Source organism: Mycobacterium ahvazicum (genome assembly GCF_900176255.2).
In the GTDB taxonomy this organism is placed as follows: domain Bacteria; phylum Actinomycetota; class Actinomycetes; order Mycobacteriales; family Mycobacteriaceae; genus Mycobacterium; species Mycobacterium ahvazicum.
On record NZ_FXEG02000003.1, the window covers coordinates 639,735 to 663,943 of the forward strand.

The window sequence follows — 24,209 nt, forward strand, 5'->3', positions numbered from 1 at the left end:
TCAGCCTTCGAGATCACCTTCGGCTTCCAGCAGCGCCTGGCGCAGCCCGTCCAGGGTTTCCGGTTGCGGCTGCTCCCACATCCCGCGCCCGGCGGCCTCGAGCAGTCGTTCCGCCATGCCGTGCAACGCCCACGGGTTGGATTCCGTCATGAACTTGCGGTTCTCCGGATCCAGCACGTACCGCTCGGTGAGCTGTTCGTACATCCAGTCCGCCATCACCCCGGCGGTGGCGTCGTAGCCGAAGAGGTAGTCGACGGTGGCCGCCATCTCGAATGCGCCCTTATAGCCGTGCCGGCGCATCGCGGCCATCCAGCGCGGATTGACCACCCGGGCCCGAAACACCCGCGTGGTCTCCTCGGACAGCGTGCGGGTGCGGATCGCGTCGGGTCGGGTGTTGTCGCCGATGTAGGCGGCCGGCGCCTTGCCGGTCAGCGCTCGCACCGTGGCGACCATGCCGCCGTGGTATTGGAAGTAGTCGTCCGAGTCGGCGATGTCGTGCTCACGGGTATCGGTGTTCTTGGCGGCCACGGCAATTCGCCGATACTGGCGGTTCATGTCGTCGACCGCCTCGCGACCGTCGAGGTCGCGTCCGTAGGCGAAACCACCCCAGGCCGTGTACACCTGGGCGAGGTCAGCGTCGTCGCGCCAGTTCCGGCTGTCGATCAGCTGCAGCAGCCCCGCGCCGTACGTACCCGGTTTAGAACCGAAAATTCTTGTGGTGGAACGCCGTTGGTCGCCATGCTGGGCCAGATCGGCCTGCGCGTGCGCGCGGACAAAATTAGCGTCGGCGGGCTCGTCGAGTTCGGCGACCAAGCGCACCGCGTCGTCAAGCATCGTCACGACATGCGGGAACGCGTCGCGGAAGAATCCCGAGATGCGGACGGTTACGTCAATTCGCGGGCGGCCCAGCTCAGTCGGCGAAATCGCAGTCAATCCGACCACGCGGCGCGACGCGTCGTCCCACACCGGCCGAACACCGAGCAGCGCAAGGACTTCGGCGATGTCGTCACCGGCGGTGCGCATAGCGGAAGTGCCCCACACCGACAGCCCGACCGATTGCGGCCACTCCCCGTGGTCGTTGCGATACCGGTCCAGCAGTGAATCGGCAAGCGCGACACCGGCTTCCCAGGCCAGCCGCGACGGTACCGCCTTGGGGTCGACGGAGTAGAAGTTGCGGCCGGTGGGCAGCACATTGACCAGGCCACGCAACGGTGACCCCGAAGGTCCTGCCGGTATGAACCGGCCGTCGAGCGCCCGCAGCACCTGGTCGATCTCCGATGCGGTACCGGCCAGCCGGGGCACTACCTCGGTGGCCGCGAATCGCAGCACCGTGGCGACCTCGGCGTTGTCCGTGATCGTGTCGGCGGTGTCCGGGTCCCAGCCGCTGGCTTGCAGCGATGCGACCAATTCGCGAGCAACCGCCTCGGTTTGATCGACCGTCGTCCGCTCGTCGGTGCCGTCTTCGGCGAGACCGAGCGCTTGCCGCAGACCGGGGATGGCCTGCTCGCCGCCGAACAGCTGGCGAGCCCGAAGAATGGCGAGGACGAGGTCGAGTTCTGCTTCCCCCGTGGGCTTTTGCCCGAGGATGTGCAGCCCGTCGCGGATCTGGACATCCTTGATCTCGCACAGCCAGCCGTCGACGTGCAGCAGCATGTCGTCGAACGAGTCTTCTTCGGGCCGCTCAGTCAGGCCCAGATCGTGGTCCATCTTGGCAGCGCGGATCAGCGTCCAGATCTGCTGGCGGATGGCGGGCAGCTTGCCGGGATCCAGGGCGGCGACATTGGCGTGCTCGTCGAGCAGTTGCTCCAAACGCGCGATGTCGCCGTAACTTTCGGCACGGGCCATCGGCGGGATCAGATGGTCGACGAGTACCGCGTGCGCCCGGCGCTTGGCCTGAGTGCCCTCGCCGGGATCGTTGACGAGGAACGGGTAGATCAGCGGCAGGTCGCCCAGTGCGGCGTCGGATCCGCAGGCCGCCGACATGCCCAGCGTCTTGCCCGGAAGCCACTCCAGGTTTCCGTGCTTGCCCAGGTGCACCACCGCGTGCGATCCGAATCCGGCGTCGAGCCAGTGATAGGCGGCCAGATAGTGGTGGCTCGGTGGCAGATCGGGATCGTGATAGATGGCAACCGGGTTCTCGCCGAACCCGCGCGGCGGCTGCACCAGTAATACCAGGTTGTCGGATTGCATTGCGGCGATGACGATCTCGCCGTCGGGATCGTGGGTGCGATCGACGAACAGCTCCCCGGGTGCGGGGCCCCAATGGGTCTCGACGGCCTCGCGGAAGTCGTCGGGCAGGGTGGCGAACCAGGCGCGGTAGTCCGCGGCGGACACCCTGACCGGGTTGCCGGCCAGTTTCTCCTCGGTGAGCCAGTCGGGGTCCTGCCCGCCGCGTTCGATCAGCGCGTGGACCAGCGCGTCCCCGTCGTTGGCGTCGATGCCGGGCAGATCCCCGACCCGATAGCCGCGCTCGCGCATCGCCTGTACCAGCGCCACCGCACTGGCCGGGGTGTCCAGTCCCACCGCGTTGCCGATGCGGGCGTGCTTGGTGGGATACGCCGAGAACACCAGGGCCACCCGCTTGTCGGCGGGGGCGATGTGTCGCAGCAGCGCGTGCCGGATGGCCAGGCCGGCGACCCGCGCGCAGCGTTCGGCGTCGGCCTCATAGGAGATCAGCCCGTCGTCGTCGATCTCTTTGAACGAGAACGGGACGGTGATGATGCGCCCGTCGAACTCGGGCACCGCCACCTGGGTGGCTACATCCAGCGGGGACAGGCCGTCGTCGTTCTCGTCCCACTGATCCCGCGAGCTCGTCAGGCACAGCCCCTGCAAGATCGGAATGTCCAGGGCGGCAAGGTGTTCGACGTTCCAGCTGTCGTCGTCCCCACCGGCCGACGCGGCCGCGGGCCGCAGTCCCCCGGCGGCCAGCACCGTGACCACCATCGCGTCGGCGTCACCGAGCCGTTGCAGCAGCTCGGGCTCGGCGGTGCGCAGCGACGCGCAGTAGACCGGCAGCGGTCGTCCGCCGGCGTCTTCGATTGCCGTGCAAAGCGATTCGATGTAGGCGGTGTTGCCGGCCAGGTGTTGCGCGCGGTAGTACAACACCGCGATGGTGGGGCCCGCCGTCTGCCGGGCCGCAAGCCGCTCGAGTTCCCCCCAGGTCGGGGTCACCACCGGCTCGGTGAAGCCGACGCCCGTCATCAGCACGGTGTCGGACAGGAAGGCGTGCAGCTGGCGCAGGTTCTCCACGCCACCGTGGGCCAGGTAGATGTGCGCCTGCACCGCGATTCCGGCGGCCAGGGTGGACAGTCCGGTCAACTCGGCGTCGGCGGCCTGCTCGCCGCTGACCAGGAGCGTCGGAATGCCACTCGCGAGCACGGTGTCGATGCCGCTTTGCCAGGCGCGGTAGCCGCCGAGGATCCGGACCACCACGATCTCGGCGTCGGCCAAAAGGTCGGGCAGCTCTTCGTCGGACAGCCGCGCGGGGTTGGCCCACCGATAGTTTTTCCCGCTGGAACGGGCGCTGATCAGGTCGGTGTCGGATGTCGACAGCAGGACGATCGTCGGCTCAGCCACCCATCATTCGTACCGTAACGCGACCGGTGGGCGGACGGCGCCCGCTCAGATCCCGGTGCAGATGCTGATGAAACGGATGGGAAGTCTCTTATACACATCTCCGAGCCCACGAGACGCTACGCTATCTCGTATGCCGTCTTCTGCTTGAAAAAAAAAAATAACAAAAACCCGTAAGACGTTTGCCGTCGATCTTGCGCGGCGGCGACGACGCACGTGTTGGTTGGCGCGTCGTAGACGGTCCCTTCGCCACATTGGGCTGCTCGACTAATTGCCGGCGACATCGCGGTCGCGGCGACGGCGAGCGCGAAAGCGGGCGGGAGGGTGAGTGCCAAGCGATTCGCTATCCCGAACATCACAGCTCTCCGTGCGTACCGATTCCCCCTCAGCAAACATTGCCACAAATGCCGCCGGAACGCGCGTGTTCATACCGTTTTCAATGGAGTACCGCCGCGATCCGTGCGGCGACTTCGCTCGCGACGTCAGCCTGCTCGGCAGCGTGATAGCGGTCGGCAGCCGGGTCGTACTCCGCTCCGGCGATCGACCCGTGATCGGCCGCCAACTCCACCAGCTGCACCGGCCACCCGACGGCTTCGAGCCGGCTGGCGAAGCCTCGGCTGGCGGTCACCGGAATCACATCGTCGGCCAGGCCGTGCAGCAGGGTGAACGGCGGACCGGCCGGGCCGGGACTGAGCCCATCGCCCGGGATGCGACCCGTGATCGGGTCGGGGACGGTGAAAGCGCCTGCCAGACAAACGGTATGGGTCAGCGGGACATCCCCGCGAGTCAGGCTCAGACCCGCCGCGGCGAGGCCGCCCATCGACCACCCGACCAGCACGAAGCCGTCGCTGCGCTGCCGCATGAACTCGACCGATCCCAGCAAGTCCGCGCGGCCGCCGTCGTGGGAATGCGAATCCCAGTCGGCCACCACGACGTAAGCGCCGCACTCGGCCAGCAAGCGGGCCAGCGGCCGGACGACAGTGCGGGCATTGGCCTGCATGCCGTGCCATACGAGAACGGCCGGCTGAGTCCGATCACCGAAGACATCGGCCAAGCGTCCTGGGGCGTACTCCATCGTCTGCACCACAGGAGGGTGCCCACCGCTACCCGTGGCAATCTTTTGTCGGTGGACGTCTGTCCTGCGTCAAGAAGTTGGCAGGGTTCTAGGTGGAGGTAGGCCTGTTTGGGGGTGCGGTCTGATGTGTCGTAGACGATCCGGAAGTCTTGGATTTCCATGTCGAGGGCGTCGCCATCGAAGAGGGTCCGGATGTTTGTTCGCCGCGACCGAACCGTGTAAACAACCTTTCAGTCACGCCGCAGTTATCCACAACATGCGACCCTGCCAAAAAGTCTGAGTCAGTAGACTCGGGTATACTCGAACGTATGTTCGATGGATTGCAGGGTGCGGAAGAGTTAATGCGCGCCGACGACGCGACCGTGGTCGCGGCAATCGCGGAGTGGACGCGGGCCGAAGCCGCCGCTTCCTCGCGCCGGCTGGCGGCCATCGCCGAACTGGTGCGCCGCCGCGCGGTGGGTCCCGTCGACCATGCCATGTGGTCATGTGACAACTGGGATGCGATGGCCGCCGAAGTCTCTGCTGCACAAGGCATCAGTCATTCCATGGCGTCCGGTCAGATGCATCAGGCCGTGGCATTGCGCGACCGGCTACCAGAAGTAGCAGCTCTCTTCTATGACGGCGCCATCAGCGCTCGGCTGGTCGTGGCCATCGTGTGGCACACGGAATTGATCAAGGACCCGGACACGCTGCGGCTGGTCGATACGGCACTGGCCAAGAGCGCGGCCCGATATGGGCCGCTGTCGGTGAACAAGACGGCGCAGGCCATCGACGCGATAGTCGACCGCTATGACCCCGGTGCACTGCGCAGGACCGGAGCGGCCGCGCGCAGCCGGGACTTGGTGGTCGACCTTGCCAATGACGAGTCGGGAACCGCCGCGGTGTGGGGCCGGCTGTACTCCACCGACGCCGCGGCTTTGGATCGACGGCTCCGGCAAATGGCCCACGATGTCTGCGACGACGACCCGCGGACCCTCGCCCAGCGCCGCGCCGACGCGTTGGGCGCGCTCGCCGCGGGAGCAGAGCGACTCAGCTGTGGCTGCGACAACGCCGAATGCGCGGCCCGCCTACAGTACGACGAGCGCGCGACGGGTGTCGTCATCCATGTCGTCACCGAGCCGTCGGCGCTGCAGAGTGCGCCCGCACCCTCAGGCGCCAACCGGCCATCCGCGTTGATCACCGGTGGCGGAACGGTTCCCGCGCCACGGCTCGCCGAGCTGATTCAGGATGGTGCGAAGGTGCGGCCACTGCGTCATCCCGGCGACGACCATGCGGGCGAGCCGAGTTATCGTCCGTCGGCGGCGCTCGAAGCATTTGTGCGATGCCGCGATTTGACCTGTCGATTTCCCAATTGCGATCGTCCCGCCGAGATCTGCGACATCGACCATACGATCCCCTATCCGTTCGGCCCCACGCATCCGTCGAAGGTTAGATGCTGCTAATATACCCCCATGGCGAAGATGAAATCCGCTGGTCAGCGGGCTGGGGTGCGGTCGGCGGCGATTTACGCGCGTATCTCGGCTGATGTGGAGGGCACCGGGTTGGGGGTGGCGCGGCAGTTGGAGGATTGCCGCAAGCTGTCTGCTGACCGCGGTTGGCCGGTTGGCGATGAGTATGTCGATAACGATGTGTCGGCGTTCTCGGGCAAGCCGCGTCGGCAGTATGCGCGGATGCTGGCCGATCTGGCATCAGGGGCGCGGGATGCGGTGATCGTCTACAACTTGGACCGGTTGCATCGCCGACCGGTGGAGTTGGAAGAGTTTGTCGCTTTGTGTGAGTCGGTGGGTGTGCGAGACGTGGCTACCGTGACCGCCGATATTGACCTGGGTAACGATGACGGGTTGTTCATGGCCCGGATTTTCGCCGCGTTCGCCGCCAAGGAGTCCGGGCGCAAGTCCGCACGTATTCGCCGCAAGATGTTGCAGAACGCCGAACAGGGACTACCGCACGGCTCGGTGCGCCCGTTCGGCTACGAGGACGACAAGATCACGCTGCGGACGTCGGAGGCGGCGGTGGTGCGTGAGATGGTGGACCGCTACTTGGCGGGCCAGTCGTTGTTGTCGTTGACGGTGTGGCTCAACGACTCCGGCGTTTCCCCGGCGGTGGCCAAGTCGTGGCAGACCTCGGCGGTGCGCCAGATCCTGTGCTCGGGCCGTATCGCCGGGCTGCGGGAGCATCGTGGTGAGGTGATCGGGCCTGCGAAATGGCCGGCGATCATTACGCCGGCGGAGCGGGACCGGATCTTGGCGCGTATCGCGGCGCGGTCGGTGACCAAGACGCGGGCGGCGCGCACATATGTGTTGTCAGGGATGCTGCGGTGTGGGCGTTGCGGTAATCGGCTGTATTCGCAAGCCCGGCACAGTAATCCCGATCATCGGGTGCGCCGCTATGTTTGTCTGAAAGGACCCGATCATGGCGGCTGTGGTCGGCTGACGGTGGTCGCCGAACCGGTTGAGGCTTTGTTGACTGATGCGGTGTTGACCCGCCTGGATTCTCGGGATCTGGCGAAGGTGTTGGCCGGCAAAGCCAGCCCTAATCATGATGTGGCTGCGTTGGCGGCGGCCGTGGAGGCCGATCAAACGCGCCTCGATGAGCTGGCCGGTTTGTATGCCGACGGCGCGATCAGCGCGCGGGAGTGGATCGCGGCCCGCGACCCGATCACCAGCCGCATCCAGCAGGCCAGGCGTGACATCGCTGAGGCCACCGATACCAGTGAGGTTTATGAGTTGGCGGGCACCGGCGGGGCGTTGCGCGGCCAATGGCCGGACCTCGACGTGGAACGCCAGCGGAGCATCGTCAAATCGATCCTGGATCACGCGGTGATCGCACCGGGCACCCCCGGTTCCCGCAGTCTCGACATTAACCGCGTGCAACCCCATTGGCGCATCTAGGTTTTCGGCGTCGCGGATGCTCCCTGGCGAGTGCCGAGTGTGTGTCTGGGCTGGTGGGCCGTCAAGGCCAAAGCCGCACGCGGTCGAAGCCAGCTTCGAGCCTGGACGGCCCACCAGCCCAGACACCAGGAATGCTCTTATCGCCGGGAAGGGTTGTGTTGAAATAACTTTCGTCGTCTATCCGGTTGGCCGGTGACGGTACGGTGCCTTTGCGTGCTCAGCGCAGGAGGGTTGCGATGGCAGCCAGGGTGGTGGGGTCGGTGACGGTGACGGATAGGGCTTGGCGTTCACATGAGGCGGTCAGCCAGGCTATGAACTCCGGGCGCTCGTGCAGCGGGACCGCGCCGGCATCGTGGTTGTTGGCGGCGCCGCCCGCGGGCGTCGTGGCCATCACCCTGCCCCGCGTGGTGGCGGCGAGATGCGGGTGGAGACAGTCCGGGATTCGGTGATACCGGTGATGCGGGCGCTGATGTGGCGCAGGGCTGCGGAGATGACCAGGACGCGGTCACCGGCGCTGGCGTGTCCGGCGCGGTCGAACTCCCACAGCATCTCATCGGTGTCGATCGGTTGCTGCTGCCTGCCGGTGCTCGCCGTCACGTCGTCAGCGAAATGGGCGGATTGCGTATCGTCCTGTCGCCCTGAATGTTTGGCTATCTGGTTACGGGTCCAGGTGGCGCGGGCGGCGCGCAGGGCACCCATGGTGGTCGAATAGCGCCGCGATTTGGTAGTGATGTGGCCGCGGTAGCCCAGGGTGTGCAGCCAGCGCCCAATCCCCGCCAACGACGGACCCGCGGACGCTGGGTGTTCGGCGAGTCCGGCGATGGTGGACAGGATGGCCCGCACATGTTCAGTAACGTCGAGTTCGCCGATCGCTTCTGCGGACAGCCGGCGCGCGGTGATGCCGAAGTCGTGCAGGGATTTGGTGACGTATTTCGCCAGATATGCCGCAACCCTGCGCGGCGACAACCGCGAGGCCGAAGCGACTGCGGTGTCGTCGACTTCGGAATCGCTTGCGGTTATTGGTTCGGGTGTCAATGGTTGGGTATCAATTTGGGTGCCGAACCGCACCGTGCGCACCCCGCCCGGGTTGGCGTAATCGTCGTCGCCGGCGGGCACGTCGATACTGACGCGACTGGCAGCGTGTTGGATCAAGGCGGCCAGCTCGGCGGCGGTGATCGCTGACGACCAGCCGGGATGCTGCTCGGCTACCGGACGAGACAACCTGCCACCCCGCGGGGCGGCGGGGCCGTGACGATCGTGGTCACCTGATTTCGTGGTGTCGTTGGTGGCGGGTGGCGGGTCGAGGCGGATCAGGGCATGGATGTGGGGTATGGCGCGGGCTTGCAATTCAACGACTTTGACGAAGCTGACCCGCACCGAGCCGGGCTTGACGCCAACTGTTTTCAGGTGCGTCGCCACGGCGCGCCGTAGTGCGATGGTGAACCGCCGCCACAGCTCGGGCAGATGCCAGGTGAACAAGATATGTCCCAGATAGTCGTAGCAGTCCGCGCACAATGGTTGGCCCACCAGAGGGTCATCGACACTGTGGATTATGGTGCAGCGCAGGCAGTTTCCGTGCCGGCAGCGGCCCGCCGACCTGTTGGGTATGGCGTGACACGGAGTTCCGGTGGCGTTGTGCACGGCCCCGTAGCTGGGGGCGGTCAAGGTGGTGAACACTTGCGGACGGTTGGCGACCTCGACGGGTATGTCGTGGTGGCCGCCGGCGGCTCCGGCGTGCACGAGTTGCCAGGTGTCGCGGGCGTAGAGGTCTGAGCATGACGGGCACACCGCGTGACGGCGGTTGTTGCAGCGCGTCCACACCGTGTGCTGACGCCCGGCGGTGTCGACACCGAGCAGCTGGATCGGGTGGGCGCAGTAACCGACCGATTCCACTCGCCGCCACCACGACCCGAAACCGGGTGAGGAGGCGCGCCGGCACATCTGGGTGACCACCGCATCGGCATCGATGGTGGCCGGCAGGCCCGGCAGCACGATCACCGGGCTCTGCGTCGTTACGGTCTTCACCGATTTCCCTGTTCGCCTGAACGCGGTGCCCGAAAGGTGCGGGCCAACAAGGTGATATCGCGATCGGTGACGTGAAAGGCCCGGACCCGTATCGGGTCGGCGGTGCCATCGATCATCACGTACCCGATGCCGGGGGTGGTATCAGCGATCAGGTCGCATTCGGCGCCGGCATCGCGGGCTCCTTGGCCCAAGACCATGGCGGTTTGGGTAGCCTCGGTCATCCGCAGCCCGATCCGCACGGTGAACAACTGCCGTACCGGCAGGGTGTCTTTGGCCGGGTCTTGCACCGCGGCTACCACCGATATCCCGACCGCACGCCCTTGGGATAACAGCAGGCCGAGGAGTTGTTCTGTCTCGGCGCGGAGTTTGCGGTCGGTGACATAGGCGGTCAGCGCGGCGATCTCATCAATGATCAGCACGATCAACGGCTCAGCGAGGGCGGGGGTGTGCAGGCGGGTGTGCCCGCGCAGCCGGGTGGCGCGGGTCTGCATCAGCTTCACCAGCTCGCGCAGCAGTTCCACGGTGGGCTGACCGGTGTGGTAGCAGAACCGGGCGAACAGCGGCGCGCCAGCACCGAGTTCCATGCCGCCTTTGGGGTCGATCACCCACAACCGCACCCGCCCCGTTTTAACGTGGGGTGCCAGCCCGGCGATCAGCGACCACAACACCGAGCCTTTGCCGGCTCCGGTGGCACCGGCGGCCAGGATGTGCTGGCCCAACACCGGTAGGTGCCACCAGCGCCGCGATTCGGTGACCCCGACCCGCACCGCGCCCAGATCGACCGCCGAACCCGGGGTTGGCATGGGCACCGCGATCGGCTGGCCGAGCACATCCCCGCGGCCGATGATGATCCGCAGCTGGCCCGGCGTGGTGGCGCGGATCGTCAACCGCTGCGCGTCCCAGGTCGCCGCCAGTGCGAGGGCGCGTTTCTGCCAGTCGGCAATCGACTGGCCGGTCACCACCTTGACGATCAGCACGTCGGCGTGATGGCCGATCCGCACCGATTGCAGGGCAGGCACCAACGTGCGTTCACCCAGTTTGGCGGTCAGGCCGTGCAGGGCGCAGACCGATTCCCAGTTGCGGTGATAACGCCACCACGCCCAGAAACGCTGCCGCAGCGGAGCGCTGACCCACCGGGTGAATGAGGCCGGCTGGCACACCCACCAGCCGAGGTATGCCACGGCCTCCACAACGGCGGTCAAAACGCCGGCTCGGGCGCCGTGACTGAAACCGACCCAGATGGCGACGACGGTGGGAATGCTCAGGGAGGGAAACAGGATTGCCCACCACAGCAGATACCCGGCGGCTTTGAGTAGTCCGACGATCAGCTCGCCGATCCAGTCATCATCGGGTGATGGATTGTTGTTGTGGTTCTTACGGTTTGGACTATTCGACATGACGGTCTGCCTTCACTTACGACGGGGAAAGAAGGGGCGGGAGCGTCGGCCCGGCAGCCCATAGGCGCACGCTGTCGCGGGGCTGCCGGGCCGGCCTGCGGTTACCGGGCCTGCTGGCCCGTCTTGACGGTGGCGAGGTCGGTGGCGGTGATGGCTTCGGCGCGGTACGCGATGCCCGAGCGGCCGTCTTGCGACCACGGCAACGCCACCAGACCCGTCACAGACACCGGCTGGCCGACAACGACTTTCGGTTCCCCGACCACGGTGACCGCCAGCACTTCACCGCCGGTGGCGTCCAGGGCGATCAGCTGCACCTGCCACAACGCCTGCCCGGTGGCCTTGTCCACGCGCGGTGCACCGGTGTCGAAATTCGTGCGCTGCTCGGGAATCCGAGTACAGAGGAACGTCACCCCGGTGGTGTCGATACGTAACTTCATGGATTGCTGTCCTTCCTTGCGGTGTTGGCGCGGTCTGTTCGGCCGCGACTCAAGGACAGCGCCATCCCGGATGCGCCCGGAAGTGACAGGCAGTGATACTGGTGATGACCGCACACGCGCACACGTAGCTGACCTGCGCTGATGTATGCGGCATGATCGAAGCCATGGCCGCAGTCGACCCGATCCGGGCACTCAATGCGCAGCGGCTCAGCCAAGCCCGCAAACGCTACGGCTACAGCTTGCGTGAGTTGGCGATCGAGGTCGAAAACGTGCGCAAGCTACGCGGCGACCCCGACCTGCCCGCGCGGGAATCCCTGCGGCAAAAAATCGCCCAGATCGAGCGGACCGGAATGCTCGGCCCGCTGTGGCGTGAAGACCTGGCCGCGGTGTTCGGCGTCGAACCCGACGAAATGTTCAGCGTGCCGATCGCCACCGAGCTGCCGCACCCGCTGCTGATACAACTACCCGTCGACCGTGACGTACTCGCCGTCATCGAGGCCCAGCAACATGCCCACATCCAAGCTGAGCACACCTTCGGCCCCCAACACGCCCGCCCCCTGGTGGAATCCGATCTGGTCACCATCGAATCCCTGATTGCCCACGCACCCTCGCAGGTCAAGGCAGAGATGCGGCGCGCCGCTGGGGCTATCGCCGAAGTTGCCGGGTGGATCGCCCAAGACCTCGGAGATCACGCCGCCGCGGAGAAGCTCACCCACACCGCAGCCCTGCACCTACGTACGGCCGGCCCGCCATTCAACGCCATAATCTTGATGCGCCAATCCAACATTCTCACCCGCACCAACCCCGACCTGGCCACCGCCTTGGCCACCGATGCCGCCGACCTCATCGACGGCCACGACGTGGGTCGCCTGGCCGCCAGCATCGCCCGCCAACAGGCCCTTGCCGAGCTGGCCAATCACAATGAGCGGGGATTTCATCGCTACGCCGCCGCAGCCCTCGAACTCGGTGACCTGCAACCCCACCCGCATGATCATGCGATCTATGCCCACGGCGCCTACGTCGCCAGCGAGATCGCCTCCGGCTACCTGCGCATCGGTGACCCGGATAAAGCCCTAACCCTGCTCGCCGGGCACCATCACGCCTGGACATCACAGCAGCACCGCGATCAGACCGTGGCCGATATGCGACTCCTGCACGCCTACATCGCCACCGGCGAATACCAGCAAGCACTGGCACTGACCGCCGCAGCGATCCCGGGCTACCTGGCCGCGCCCTCGCAGCGAGCCAGGATTCATCTGGCCAGGGCAGGCACAATCGTGCGAGACCGTCGACGGCGAAACAAAGACCCGATCCTGCAACAGCTCGCCGGCCGCATCAAAAACGCCACCCAAGGAGTCACCCCGTGAGCCGTCGAATCATCCCCGACACCACCACCACCACCGACCCCGCGGCCACCCACACGGTCGCGGTGCTGCCGGTCGGCTCATTCGAACAACACGGCCCCTACCTTCCGCTGGGCACCGACACCCTCATCGCCACTGCCATCGCATCCGCAATCAATCAGCACCACAACGTATTTCAGCTACCACCGGTCGCGTTCAGCTGCTCCCACGAACACGCCGCCTACCCCGGCACCATCAGCATCAGCGCCACCACCTTGGCCGCGATCGTCGCTGACATCATCGAATCGCTGGCACAGCAGAACATCGCCGGGCTGATCGTCGTCAACGGCCACGGCGGCAACGCCGTACTCACCAACGTCGTCCAACAAGCCAACCACCCCAACAACCCCGTCAAGGTTGGGCTCTACCCCAGCCGCGAAGACTGGACCGAAGCCCGCACCGCCGCAGGAATCCACAGCAGCAACCACGACGACATGCACGCCGGCGAACTAGAGACCTCCATCCTGCTCGCCACCCATCCCGACTACCTGCGCGACGGCTGGCAGACCAGCGACCACACAGCCAACGACCGCCGCTACCTCACCAGCCTCGGCATCCACGCCTACACGCCCACCGGCGTCATCGGCTCACCATCCCAGGCCACCGCCGCCAAGGGCAGCAGTGCCCTCGACCACCTCGGCCGCAACGCCGACACCCTGATCGAACTCCTCACCACACGTTGAGCACAAGCGACAGCTCGGCGGCTACCTTCCGGGCTTCGCTGCGCTCCCTTCGCTTCCGTCCGCTGGCGCTCCCGTCCGCGCCGGTCGCTCCACTGCGCCCTGCGTCCGCCGCCGAGCACCAGACCAGCGCCCACCACTCAGTGAGAACACCGGCCGTGTTCGCGCCTGCCACCGCCAGGCCAACGGCGTTTGCGCCTCTCGCGCGGCGACCAGAGCCGGGCCAGACCGCCGGCCACCGTGGGACACATGCCCTGACCTCGCACGTGAGGACTTTCTTTACTGCTATCGAGAAAGTTCCAGTTCGGCGTTGCGGTAGTCGTCGTAGGTGTCGCGCAAGATTCTGTCGACCCACAGGCCGATGACGACGAGTTCGGTACGCTGTCGTACGAGATCCTCGTCGTCGACGCCGACAGTTGACTGCAAGGTTTGACGCACCCGCTCGGCCTCCCAGGAGCCGGGCCGCCCGGCCAGGATTTGTTCGGTGCCTTCGATGTTGACGGCGGCCGCGGCCAGGGCGTGGGTGACGAACTCGGCCCAGTCGATCGGTAGCGCTGCGCGGGAGTCGCGATCCGGTTCCCATTTCCCCGAACTATGTTGACGCATCGGCTGATTCGTCAGATGAGCGGCCTCCGTCAGGGCGGCGATCACGTCGTAGAGGACTTCGTCGTACGGTCGGGGAACCATCGTCTCGGCCGCAGTCAGATATCCGGTGTCGAACAGCGCCGCCGAGAGGACCTGACGATAGGGCCGGCCGATCTCGGCGGCCATAGCCCGCAAGTTGTCTCGTGTTGGCAGAGAGGTCAATTCGCTGATCGTCACTGCATCAAGGATTGCCGCGTGACGCCAATACGGTTCGCCCAAGCCGGTGTCGGACGCGTTGTGACCGCGCTTGTACTCGTCGATCACCGAGCCCGGTGCCTGGTGTCAGGCAGCGCCAGCCGGTAACTCAGCATGTCTGCCGCCGATACCAACGACGAATCACTCAAAGGTATTAACCGACTACACCCCATGAATGACCGGGGCTAACCACGGAGGCCTCTATCCGGTCCATATTCCTTACGGTTTTTGCAGGGTGTTCGTGGCTGTCGGCCGTAGGCTTCGAGTACCCAGGGACGTCGGGTATGGCTTTCCATATTCTGCCTTTGGTGATGGCTCGAATCGATTGGCCGCCCGGGCGTCCCGCGACGACTCGACCGCTAATTGAGAGGTGCGATCTAATCGCTGTGTAAGGACACGTCGGCGTGGTCGTCTGGTGGGTTCAAAGACCGACAACGAACACGGAGGTGGTTGTGCCACAGCAACTATGGGCGGGTGTGGATGCCGGCAAGTCAGAGCACCATTGCGTCGTCGTCGACGTTGATGGCAGGAGGGTGCTCTCGCGGCGGGTAGCCAACGATGGCGACACTAAACGAGTTGATCAACGCGGTCACCACGCTCGCTGATGGGGGCGACCTCACCTAGGCGATCGACCTGGCCGGTGGTGGTGCTGCGTTGCTGATCACGCTGCTGCTGGACGCCTCCCAGCGGCTGCTCTACATCCCGGGCCGCAGTGTCTATTACGCATCGGGCGCCTATCGCGGCGACGCGAAAAGCGACGCCAAAGACGCGGCGATCATCGCCGATCAAGCCCGGATGCGCCGTGATCTACAGCCGCTGCGTTCCGGTGATCAGATCACCGTGCAGCTGCGCATCCTGACCGCTCGGCGCGCTGATCTGGTCGCCGATCGCACCCGAGCGCTAAACCGGCTGCGCGCTCAGCTGCTGGAGTACTTTCCCGCCCTCGAGCGGGCGTTTGACTACGGTCAACACAAGGCTGCGCTGATCTTGCTCACCGGTTACCAAACCCCCGAGGCACTGCGTCGCGCGGGCGCCGCGCGGCTGGTGGCCTGGCTGCGCAAACGCAAGGCCCGCACCGCCGAGGCGGTCGCCGCCGCCGCACTCGAAGCTGCCCACGCTCAGCACACTGTGCTGCCCGGACAAGACCTGGCCGCCGCCATGGTGGCCCGGCTAGCCCAGGAGGTGATCACCCTCAACACCGAAATCGCCGACACCGAGACGATGCTCGAGGAACGATTTCGCCGCCACCGCCACGCCGAAATCATCCTGAGCATGCCCGGCTTCGGGGTCATCCTCGGCGCCGAATTCCTCGCCGCAACAAGGGGAGACATGAGCGCTTTCGACTCCGCCGATCGTCTGGCCGGCATCTGCGGGCTGGCGCCGGTACCGCGCGACTCCGGGCGCATCAGCGGCAACCTCAAACGCCCCCGCCGCTACCACCGACGACTCCTGCGCACCTGCTACCTGGCCGCCCAAAGCGCCGCCCGCACCGACCCGGCGTCTCGCGCCTACTACGAACGCAAACGCGCTGAGGGCAAACACCACCGACAAGCCGTCCTAGCCCTGGCCCGCCGACGCCTCAACGTCCTGTGGGCCATGCTGCGCGACCACACCACCTACCAAATCCCAACCGCCGCAGCGGCTTGACAAACCCATTGAGAATCGAATGGGTCACACGAGGCTGCAGCTGACCACGTTTTAGCCGCTAGACGGTACGGTACTGGACTGTACTACGGCGACGGTTCTATCGTGGGCGCTGTGTCTCGGATTGCCGATCACCCCGCGGAGTCCGCGCCGTGGTCGCCGCGGGAGGCCGAGTTGCTTGCGGTGACATTATGGCTGCTGCAGCAACACGGGTATGACCGGTTGACGGTGGACGCGGTGGCGGCCACCGCCCGCGCCAGCAAGGCGACGGTGTACCGGCGATGGCCATCGAAAGCCGAACTGGTATTGGCCGCGTTCATCGAGGGGACCCGCCAGGTCGTGGTCCCGCCCGATACCGGCACACTGCGGGGAGATTTGCTGGAACTTGGGGAGTTGGTGAGCCAACAGGCCCGCCAGCACGCCAGCACCATCCGCGCGGTGCTTGTCGAGGTGTCGCGTAACGCCGCGCTCAACGAGGCGATACGGCATCAGTTCCTCGAGCAGTGGAAAGCCTTGATCCAGCACATCCTGAAGCAGGCCGTTGACCGAGGTGATATCGCGGGCGCCGCCATCGACGACGAACTTTGGGACCTACTTCCCGGCTACCTAATGTTCCGGTCCATCATCTCTAGCCGACCCCCCACCCGTCGCACCGTGCAAGCCCTGGTCCTTGACTTCATCATCCCCAGCCTCACCTGATCCACCGGGTAGGGCGGTTTAGCCCCTGTTGTCTTCGGCGACGCCTCGCAGGCGTGAAAATGTGGTCGGGTTGCCCACCGACGCCGACTTTCACTCTGGTTTGTGGGCCCGTGGTTTAGCCTGGCGCCGGGCCCGACCTGGGAGGGTCACGCACTGTTGCTTCGAGCAGCCGGTCAGAATTTCGGTTCCTCGACCGAGGCCCCAGCAACCTCCCCATGAAATATCGATGTGATGGGAGGACAAGCGAAGTGAAATGGTCAACGTCCGCGACGTGAACAACGACACGGTGGACGCGGTGTGGCTGGTCACGTTCACAGAAGGGCGTGCTGCGGCCATCGTTCGTGCCGGCACCGGCGCGGCGGCTGCACGATGACACCCGGCTACGGGTCGACTGACCGGCGAACGCGCCCGCTACTGGGAGCGGCTCGAGAAGCTGCTCGAGGACGCGTTGATTTAAAGTGTCGGCGGTGGCGCGTAGAAGCTAGACACCGTCTCGGTTCGCGACATGCTTGAGGTGTTGATCGCTGGCGAGCGCGACGCCGGACAACTCGCTGATCTGGCCCGCCGCCGGGTGCGGGTCGAACACGGCGCCTTGGTCGAGGCTTGACGGGCCGATTTCGATGACCACCACGCGGAGCGGAGCCGGATGCTTGCTCACCCGATTGACACCCTCAGCGCGTGGATCGAACCCTAACCACTCGTATCGACGACCAACTGAGCGTCCTGATCGACGTGGCAGCCACAGCGGCGACACCAACGCGAGCGCGGCCGGCGGCGGGCCAGGCCAGATCATCGTCGACGACACCATGGCTGCCCGACAGACGCTTGCGGCGATCGAGTGTCTCGACGAGATCGCCGGCGTCGGGCGGCTCGGCGTACAGCTGATCCTGGCCGCATCGGCGCCGATATGGCCCCAATTCCCGACCGCCGCGCGCCTGGTGCAAACGGCAGTCGCTACCGGATTGGTTCGCGGTCAGCCCGCGGTTCAGTACGCGTTTCCGCACAGCGGCGGGACGCAGGTGCGTGGCGGCCACCCGTCCAGGTCTCCTCCGGGGCTATCTGTCGTTGCCGATCTCGTGGTCGGCGAATTGGCCATACTCGGGTAGCCGGAGCGGCTGCTGCGGGAAGCTGGTTTGCGGAGGGTGAGGGGGGCCTACGTTGCGGGCTCATCGGCATGGCGGCGGTGCGCGGCAAGGAAGTCATCGACGATGCGCTCACAGTCTTGACGATCGATGGCACGCAGGCCGGTGAGTCGAGCGAACGCGAGTGGCCCCACGAGTTGACACAGGATCAGCTGCGGGTCGAATTCATCGAGGTCGGCGCGGGCTTTGGGGCTTTGCAAAAGGCGATCGAACGGCTGGCGATACTGGTCGACGATTCGTGTCCGCAGCGCGTGCCGATCGTAGGTTTCCTGGGTGCTGTTCGGTGTTGGGCCAAGCGCGACCCAGGCCAGTGTGGTGACGTGCAGCGGTGCCTCCTGGAACAGCGTGGCTTGTCGGCTCAACAGTTCGATGAGTTGGTCGCGCAACGGTCCCGTCCCCGGCGGAGGGTGGACTTGCGGCAGCAGCCGTTCAAATGTGGCGGCCAGCAGTTGAGTGGAGCTGCTGAAGTGGCGATACAGGGTCGTGCGCGCGACTTTGGAGGCTTTGGTGACCGCGTCGATGGTGACGGCTTCGATGCCGCCGGCGCTGAGGAGTTCGGTGGCCGCATCCAATAGCCGGGTCCGTGAGCGTAGCCGGCGTGGGTCGACGTCGTCATCGTCGTCGACGGGGAATTCAAGGGCGTCGCGCTCCATGTAGTCACCGTAAGCCCCGCCCGTACCTGGCCCGCACCGAATCGTGCCTGCATCGGGCGATTGACCCGTCCGCAACGCAATTAACACTACTGGTAGTGGTGTAGCGCTACTAGTAGTAGTGTAGCGCTACTAGTAGTCCACTTATGCATATCCGTCTTTGCGCCCGGGGGAGGATTCATGTCAGGCAACGGGCCGAACGATCCCTGGTTCACAAGCTCCTCGATGCTGCCACTACATGCCATGTCGTCTGGCTGTCGAACGAACTTTCCGAGTTGTGCGAGCGAAATCGCGCAGACGAAGAGCGATGGTCCGCGATGAGTGTGCTGCTTGCGCCAACCAAGCCTCACGTGTGGACGCGTGCGGTTCGGGCTTTCAAGCGCACCGGCCGCGCGATTACCAGTGGCGTGCACCGACCGCCGCCGGTCGAGCAAGGCCGCGTGCGTCCACGTCATTACCCGCCTCGCTGCTGCTCATACCTCGACGACGACCTAATGAACCGCGAAATGTATGACCACTTGCGCGAGGAGCCGATCAGACTAACCTCCCGGCTGGCATTTCGCCTACGCCGCTCATGAAACTAACAAGGTTTCGACGATGGTGCATCGGGATCGTCAAACCACCTGCGCGCCAAGGGCGTTACGTGCTGTTGGTTAGGACTCAGACCAACGCCCCGCGGACGCCGCCGTATAAGTGGATTGCAGTCGCGACGCTGCTCGTACTCGCGGTGATTTTAGCCTCGGTGTACGGGCAATTCCGCGGTGCCTTCACCGAAAAGACGCAGCTGACCATGATCGCCGCCCGCGCCGGGCTGCTGATGGATCCGGGTTCGAAGGTGACCTATAACGGGGTGCAGATCGGCCGGGTGGGGTCGATTTCGGAAACCGTTCGCGACGGCAAGCCCGCCGCGAAGTTCACCTTGGAGGTGTATCCGCGGTATTTGGCGTTGATTCCATCGAACGTGAACGCCGATATCAAGGCGACGACGGTGTTCGGTGGTAAGTATGTGGCGTTGACGACGCCGGCCAATCCGTCGCCGCAGAAGATCTCGACGCACACGGTGATCGATGCCCGCTCGGTGACCACCGAGATCAACACGCTGTTTCAGACGATCACCTCGATCGCGGAGAAGGTGGATCCGGTCAAGCTGAATTTGACGTTGAGCGCGGCGGCGCAGTCGTTGACGGGGCTGGGGGAGAAGTTCGGTCAGTCGGTGACCAACGCCAACGCGTTGCTTGATGATGTGAATCCGCAGATGCCGCAGGCGCGCAGGGATATTGCGCGGTTGGCGGCGCTGGGGGATACCTATGCGAACGCGTCGCCGGATTTGTTGGATTTCTTGGACGACGCGGTGATCACCTCGCGCACCATCAATGCCCAGCAGAAGGATTTGGATCAGGCGTTGCTGGCGGCGGCCGGGTTCGGCAACACCGGTGCGGAGTTGTTCAACAAGGGCGGGCCGTATTTGGCGCGCGGTGCCGCCGATCTGGTGCCCTCGGCGCAGCTGCTGGACACCTACAGCCCCGAACTGTTCTGCGCCCTGCGCAACTACCACGACATCGTGCCCATCACCGGTGCCTCGGAGGGCGGATTCAACGGCTACTCGTTGAACATGGACACCGAGGTGCTCTCCGGGCTGGGACTGATCGCGAACCCGGTGTCCGCGGCGCCCGTCATCGCTTCGCTGGTGGGCGGTGTCGCCGGGGTGGTCGGTGGGGCGCCCAACCCCTACATCTACCCCGAAAATTTGCCGCGGGTGAACGCCCGCGGTGGGCCCGGCGGTGCGCCGGGGTGCTGGCAGCCGATCACCCACGACTTGTGGCCCGCACCGGAGTTGGTGATGGACTCCGGCAACAGCCTTGCGCCGTACAACCACCTGGACACCGGATCGCCGTATGCGATCGAATACGTCTGGGGCCGCCAGGTAGGGGATAACACAATCAACCCATAAAAATGGGCATTGCCGCATAGAGTGGGCGATGATCTTTTGTGGTGGGAGGGTTTTCGTGTGCGAGCCCAGTCAGCATCCGGGACAGCTCTCGACGCAATCCCGCGCCGACGCCGATCTGGTCATCCAGCAGATCCCGGCGATGCAGCATCACGTGGTGCAGATCCCAGTCAGGCTCATCCAGGGCGCAAGCAATATCGGCCAGTGGTGATTGGCTTCGCGGGGCGCAGCCGATTCGCGAGCCGGAATTCCACTGCGGCCTTTGTTGAACACTCGCGTGGAATCGATGAGCATTCGCATGGAATGATCGAGGCGACGACCCGCACTTGGCATCATGCCGCCAAAACCGCTAAATGTCGCACCGGAGCGAATGACACACTGTAGTGGCGCCGCAAAAGGGTAATCGCAGACCGGGCCGCCCGCCTGCCGCGACCGCCGGCGACGCGCGCGAGCGAATTATCCGAGCTGCTCGTTTGGTGTTTAGCGCACGCGGCTACGACGGCGCGACGCTCCAAGACATCGCCGCGCGCGCCGACCTGAGCCGGCCGGCGATCAACCACTACTTCTCGAGCAAGCGAGCGTTGTATCAGGAAGTGCTGGTTGAGACCAACGAATGCGTCATCGGAGCCGGTGTTAAACATGCGGACATCGAGAATTCGCTGGTGGCTCGCCTGATGGCGTTCATCTCCGCGATGAGAGCCGGTTCGGAAAATTTCGCCGGGTCTGCGTTTTTGGTCACTGGCGTACTCGAATCGCAGCGCCATCCCGAATTGGTTGGCACCGAAAACGATCCCCTTTGGATCATTCGGAAAGTATTGACACGCTTCGTCAACGATGCGATTGAGCGCGGCGAACTCGCTGCGGATATTGATGCATCGGCAATGGTCGAACCGCTGCTCGTCGTGGGTTGCGGCGTGGGGGTATACGCGGGCTACGTCCGGACTTACCCAGAGATGGTGGCCATGACCCCAATGCTGCGCCAACTCGTGGAAGGGGCGCTTTGCCCGCCCACCCGAGGACTAGCGGGACGGCCGTTACGGTGGTGACCCGTTGTGCTCAGCCGTGCTGAAGCCGACCATCCCCCGTCGAAGATCGCCAAAAACTCACCCGACGCCACCACGGTGATGGACGGCACCGCCCCCAACGACGCCGTCCCGCTCATCCGCTTCCTGGTCAGCGATCCTGATTCGGTACATGCGGCCGCGCCTAGGCAGGCTGACCCTTTTGCAGCGCGAACGCCTGACTGGTTTCTTTGGCTGGTTCATCGACATCGCACGGGGCGCAGCGCCCCGCCCCCTGAAGGCCTGCAGGACTGGCCTGTCAAACTACGGTCGGCTCGTCCTCATGCGTTATAAGAGTCTCTGAAGGGACAGCTTGGATGCTGGGTCGTCACTGGTGCCGTCAAGCGCGGATACGTTTTTCCGACATGACGACCAAGCAGACCGCGCTCGAGAGGACGACACCCACCGGAATCCGGGCCGGACGATACGAAACAGCCGACGACACTCTCCTTGCCTTCCTCCAAGCCCTCTGATTATGCCGACCTCACGGCTGCGGGCACCGCCTCCACCAGGCGCAACACCGACCATGTCGGCAGAACCCAGACGTCGTCATAAAAGGGATCCATCACCGCCGCCTCGGGCAGTTCGGTGGTGGTGGCGGTCTTGAATCCGGAGAATCCGTCCATGGCAACGACGTCCACACCATCGCGCCAGTCCTGTGGCCGGTCGGCCAGCCAGTCGGCGAATGCTCGTTTGGAGCGTCCTTCGACCATGTCGAGCAACCGCGCCGGACCGGTCTTGTCGCGCACGGGGGTCAAGTCGATGATGACGGTGACGTACTTGTCGGCGCGACGGGTGTGCCGCCACACATGCTCGTCGACGCCGATCACCGCGACCCCGTCGAAGCGGGCCGCATCGGCGATGAGCACCCGGCGGCCTTCGGCCAACACCGCGTTGTTAGCGGTGTTCCACGACACCGCGAGCGCTTCGGCGACTCGGGCCACCGACAGATGTTGGCAGACCAGGGCTTCCAGTGCCCACCGCAGGCCCCGGCGGGACAGCTTGGCCCGCGGCTCGGCGGCCTTGCTGGTGTCTTGGCGCCACACATGAGCGCAGCCGGCGCACCGATACCGGCGGATCGTGACCAGCAAGCATGTGGGCCGCCACCCGAACGGCTCATGAGCCAGTTGCCGGGTCACGGTGTCACGCACCGCGCCCTGCTCGCCGCAGCGGCGACACCACGAGTCGTCGTCGATAATCCGGCAAGCCAACACCGCCCGGTCCGGCTCCAGGCGTTGTCCGGTCACCTCCAACCCGAGCTCGTCAAGGCGGCAGAATGTCCTCAGATCAGGGCACGCGAAGGTAGCGTCAGGCACGTCGAGGTCTTTCAGATGGGCGGTGTGAGAACTCCCATCATCGGAAGACCTCGACCCCTATCCCGGCAGCGACGCGCCGACCACCTCTACACCCTCAACTGCGAAGAGCCGTCAACGCGTCCAACAGGCCACCTGCGACATCGCGGCCGCACCAGGGATCCGCTCTACGGCGTGCGCCGCACCCTGCGCACCCGATTCCCGCTGCTCACCGCCCGCCAACGCACCCGCCTGGAGGCGGTGTTCGCCGACGACAACCACCTCCCCGTGCAGCTCACCTGGGGCGTCTACCAGCGCATCATCGCGGCCTACAGCCACCCCGACCGGCGGCGCGGCAAGACCATGATGACCGCCATCATCAATGAGCCCCTTTGTCGCTAGGACTATTTGTCCACCGTATTCGGCGACGCTGCCATCGAGAAGAAAGAGCCGTTCTTAATGCTTCTGTGGATTACAAGAAATTGTCCTGGCGCGCTCGCAACTGAAAGTAGCTCGTAGTCAAGCTCAAGCTCACCGAAGTCTCTATGTCGGAGCTGCTTGACCTTGCCGTCGGAGACATTGACATCGTGGCTGTTCCACATCTGGACGAAGTCGCTGCTCTTTTTGGAAAGTTCGAGGACGATATCGGTGATATCTGGCTGATCAATATCGATACCTGCGGTGCGGTGCACGGTGGCGATGGCGGTTTTGACGTATGATTCCCAGTTCACCCAGAGGGTTTTCGCCTCGGGATCCAGGAACAGTAAGCGCAAAACGTTCCCTGTGATCGTGAATTGGGAGAAGAGCTCTGAGGCTTGCGGGTTTTCGGCCAGCACATCGCACCGGCGGTTGACTATGTAGGCCGGACCGAGTGTCCAGGCTTGCATGATGAGAAGCAAATACTCAGCCGGGTTTTGCTGCGAACTGGCCTTCTGCCGCCAGCGGTGTCGCGGGGTCGCGAGGTCATACAGATAGGTCGCCTCACTGGGAGACAGGCCGAGCGCGATCACCAAGGCGTCCAATATCCGCGCGGACGGGTGGTTTTCTCGTCCTTGTTCCAACCGCGCGTAGTAGTCGGCACTGATGCCGGCCCGCACGGCCACCTCCTCGCGGCGCAGCCCAGGGGTGCGCCGCCGTCTCGCAAGATCGCCGTGGCGCTGCTGGTTGGGTGTGATCGCCTCGCGGCGCGCCCGAAGAAATTCTCCCAGTGTCTTGGTCACGAAGCGATGCTAGCCAGCGCGGCGTCCTGGGTGTCAAATTCCTAGGTTAAGCTCCCCCTTCCGCGACCTGCGGTTCCTCGCCACCATATGTACTCGTGGCATCAATCGACCGCTTGGCCGAAGGGAACAGGGTTTTAGGCCGCTTGCTGATATCGACACGGGCGGAGGATGGGCCTGAGCATGGGCGGGGCTACCCAGCGCGGATACGGCGGTACGGCGAAGGGTCGGTTCG

At 65.1% G+C, this 24,209-nt stretch carries 20 protein-coding genes and 2 pseudogenes; 11 read left to right on the forward strand and 11 right to left on the reverse strand.

Annotation, left to right across the window (positions count from 1 at the left end; all coding sequences use genetic code 11):
• Together cobN and MAAFP003_RS15670 are read right to left on the reverse strand one after the other, a co-directional pair.
• The gene (cobN, locus tag MAAFP003_RS15660) at positions 1 to 3,576 is read right to left on the reverse strand and encodes a cobaltochelatase subunit CobN (protein ID WP_096288357.1); all 3,576 of its coding nucleotides are present in this window, start codon (positions 3,574 to 3,576) and stop codon (positions 1 to 3) included.
• Between the two features lie 433 nt (positions 3,577 to 4,009).
• The gene (locus tag MAAFP003_RS15670; RefSeq protein ID WP_096291188.1) at positions 4,010 to 4,657 is read right to left on the reverse strand and encodes an alpha/beta hydrolase; all 648 of its coding nucleotides are present in this window, start codon (positions 4,655 to 4,657) and stop codon (positions 4,010 to 4,012) included.
• 299 nt (positions 4,658 to 4,956) lie between these two features.
• Between MAAFP003_RS15670 and MAAFP003_RS15675 the strand changes: the two genes are divergently transcribed.
• Complete coding sequence (locus MAAFP003_RS15675; RefSeq protein ID WP_096288361.1) at positions 4,957 to 6,090, forward strand: DUF222 domain-containing protein; 1,134 nt, start codon at positions 4,957 to 4,959, stop codon at positions 6,088 to 6,090.
• A gap of 9 nt (positions 6,091 to 6,099) precedes the next feature.
• Complete coding sequence (locus MAAFP003_RS15680; RefSeq protein ID WP_024637089.1) at positions 6,100 to 7,539, forward strand: recombinase family protein; 1,440 nt, start codon at positions 6,100 to 6,102, stop codon at positions 7,537 to 7,539.
• A 217-nt stretch (positions 7,540 to 7,756) separates the two neighbouring features.
• Here MAAFP003_RS15680 and MAAFP003_RS29190 read toward each other — a convergent pair whose 3' ends face one another.
• The 4 genes from MAAFP003_RS29190 to MAAFP003_RS15695 all read right to left on the reverse strand — a co-directional run bounded on the left by MAAFP003_RS29190 (position 7,757) and on the right by MAAFP003_RS15695 (position 11,398).
• Positions 7,757 to 7,930 (reverse strand): hypothetical protein, encoded by a 174-nt coding sequence (locus MAAFP003_RS29190; protein WP_165576417.1) that lies wholly within the window; start codon positions 7,928 to 7,930, stop codon positions 7,757 to 7,759.
• Complete coding sequence (locus MAAFP003_RS15685) at positions 7,930 to 9,480, reverse strand: replication initiator (RefSeq protein ID WP_232069101.1); 1,551 nt, start codon at positions 9,478 to 9,480, stop codon at positions 7,930 to 7,932. The genes MAAFP003_RS29190 and MAAFP003_RS15685 overlap by 1 nt, the downstream gene beginning before the upstream one ends.
• Positions 9,481 to 9,560: 80 nt before the next feature.
• Positions 9,561 to 10,961 (reverse strand): FtsK/SpoIIIE domain-containing protein, encoded by a 1,401-nt coding sequence (locus MAAFP003_RS15690; protein ID WP_042909775.1) that lies wholly within the window; start codon positions 10,959 to 10,961, stop codon positions 9,561 to 9,563.
• Between the two features lie 101 nt (positions 10,962 to 11,062).
• Positions 11,063 to 11,398, reverse strand: a complete 336-nt coding sequence (locus MAAFP003_RS15695; RefSeq protein WP_024637274.1) for an SCO3933 family regulatory protein — start codon at positions 11,396 to 11,398, stop codon at positions 11,063 to 11,065.
• Positions 11,399 to 11,562: 164 nt separating this feature from the next.
• Between MAAFP003_RS15695 and MAAFP003_RS15700 the strand changes: the two genes are divergently transcribed.
• On the forward strand, positions 11,563 to 12,765 hold the full coding sequence (locus MAAFP003_RS15700) for a hypothetical protein (RefSeq protein WP_096291189.1): 1,203 nt from the start codon (positions 11,563 to 11,565) through the stop codon (positions 12,763 to 12,765).
• Positions 12,762 to 13,484: a creatininase family protein gene (locus tag MAAFP003_RS15705; protein ID WP_042791982.1), complete on the forward strand. Its 723-nt coding sequence runs from the start codon at positions 12,762 to 12,764 to the stop codon at positions 13,482 to 13,484. The genes MAAFP003_RS15700 and MAAFP003_RS15705 overlap by 4 nt, the downstream gene beginning before the upstream one ends.
• Before the next feature lie 282 nt (positions 13,485 to 13,766).
• Here the strand turns inward: MAAFP003_RS15705 and MAAFP003_RS15710 are convergent, their stop codons facing one another.
• Entirely contained in the window at positions 13,767 to 14,252 is a 486-nt protein-coding gene (locus MAAFP003_RS15710; RefSeq protein ID WP_133160862.1) for a hypothetical protein, read from the reverse strand.
• 515 nt (positions 14,253 to 14,767) lie between these two features.
• Between MAAFP003_RS15710 and MAAFP003_RS15715 the strand changes: the two are divergent.
• Both MAAFP003_RS15715 and MAAFP003_RS15720 read left to right on the forward strand, forming a co-directional pair.
• Positions 14,768 to 15,968: pseudogene (locus MAAFP003_RS15715) on the forward strand (IS110 family RNA-guided transposase).
• Positions 15,969 to 16,067: 99 nt separating this feature from the next.
• Entirely contained in the window at positions 16,068 to 16,664 is a 597-nt protein-coding gene (locus MAAFP003_RS15720) for a TetR/AcrR family transcriptional regulator (protein ID WP_096288364.1), read from the forward strand.
• Between the two features lie 481 nt (positions 16,665 to 17,145).
• Here MAAFP003_RS15720 and MAAFP003_RS29195 read toward each other — a convergent pair whose 3' ends face one another.
• Positions 17,146 to 17,322 carry a hypothetical protein gene (locus tag MAAFP003_RS29195; RefSeq protein ID WP_158089970.1) on the reverse strand — a complete coding sequence of 59 codons (177 nt, stop codon included), beginning with the start codon at positions 17,320 to 17,322 and terminating at the stop codon, positions 17,146 to 17,148.
• 148 nt (positions 17,323 to 17,470) lie between these two features.
• Between MAAFP003_RS29195 and MAAFP003_RS15725 the strand changes: the two genes are divergently transcribed.
• A complete protein-coding gene (locus MAAFP003_RS15725; protein WP_042792006.1) occupies positions 17,471 to 17,770 on the forward strand; it encodes a hypothetical protein in 300 nt (99 codons plus the stop codon).
• 47 nt (positions 17,771 to 17,817) lie between these two features.
• On the opposite strand, the gene MAAFP003_RS15730 is transcribed toward MAAFP003_RS15725, so the two are convergent.
• Positions 17,818 to 18,459, reverse strand: a complete 642-nt coding sequence (locus tag MAAFP003_RS15730; RefSeq protein ID WP_038534967.1) for a TetR/AcrR family transcriptional regulator — start codon at positions 18,457 to 18,459, stop codon at positions 17,818 to 17,820.
• 643 nt (positions 18,460 to 19,102) lie between these two features.
• Here MAAFP003_RS15730 and MAAFP003_RS15735 point away from each other — a divergent pair.
• From MAAFP003_RS15735 to MAAFP003_RS15745, 3 genes are all read left to right on the forward strand, one after another.
• Positions 19,103 to 20,407, forward strand: a complete 1,305-nt coding sequence (locus tag MAAFP003_RS15735; RefSeq protein WP_042792071.1) for an MCE family protein — start codon at positions 19,103 to 19,105, stop codon at positions 20,405 to 20,407.
• A 55-nt stretch (positions 20,408 to 20,462) separates the two neighbouring features.
• Entirely contained in the window at positions 20,463 to 20,615 is a 153-nt protein-coding gene (locus tag MAAFP003_RS29200; RefSeq protein WP_158089969.1) for a hypothetical protein, read from the forward strand.
• A 172-nt stretch (positions 20,616 to 20,787) separates the two neighbouring features.
• Positions 20,788 to 21,450 (forward strand): TetR/AcrR family transcriptional regulator, encoded by a 663-nt coding sequence (locus tag MAAFP003_RS15745; protein ID WP_042792008.1) that lies wholly within the window; start codon positions 20,788 to 20,790, stop codon positions 21,448 to 21,450.
• Positions 21,451 to 22,016: 566 nt separating this feature from the next.
• Here MAAFP003_RS15745 and MAAFP003_RS15750 read toward each other — a convergent pair.
• Positions 22,017 to 22,781 (reverse strand): annotated as a pseudogene (locus MAAFP003_RS15750) (ISL3 family transposase); the annotation flags it as partial.
• A 24-nt stretch (positions 22,782 to 22,805) separates the two neighbouring features.
• Between MAAFP003_RS15750 and MAAFP003_RS30110 the strand changes: the two are divergent.
• Positions 22,806 to 23,159, forward strand: coding sequence for a hypothetical protein (locus MAAFP003_RS30110; RefSeq protein WP_423790900.1), 354 nt, complete (start codon positions 22,806 to 22,808; stop codon positions 23,157 to 23,159).
• A gap of 2 nt (positions 23,160 to 23,161) precedes the next feature.
• Here MAAFP003_RS30110 and MAAFP003_RS15760 read toward each other — a convergent pair whose 3' ends face one another.
• A complete protein-coding gene (locus MAAFP003_RS15760) occupies positions 23,162 to 23,977 on the reverse strand; it encodes a helix-turn-helix transcriptional regulator (protein ID WP_051472940.1) in 816 nt (271 codons plus the stop codon).
• Positions 23,978 to 24,209: the final 232 nt, after the last annotated feature.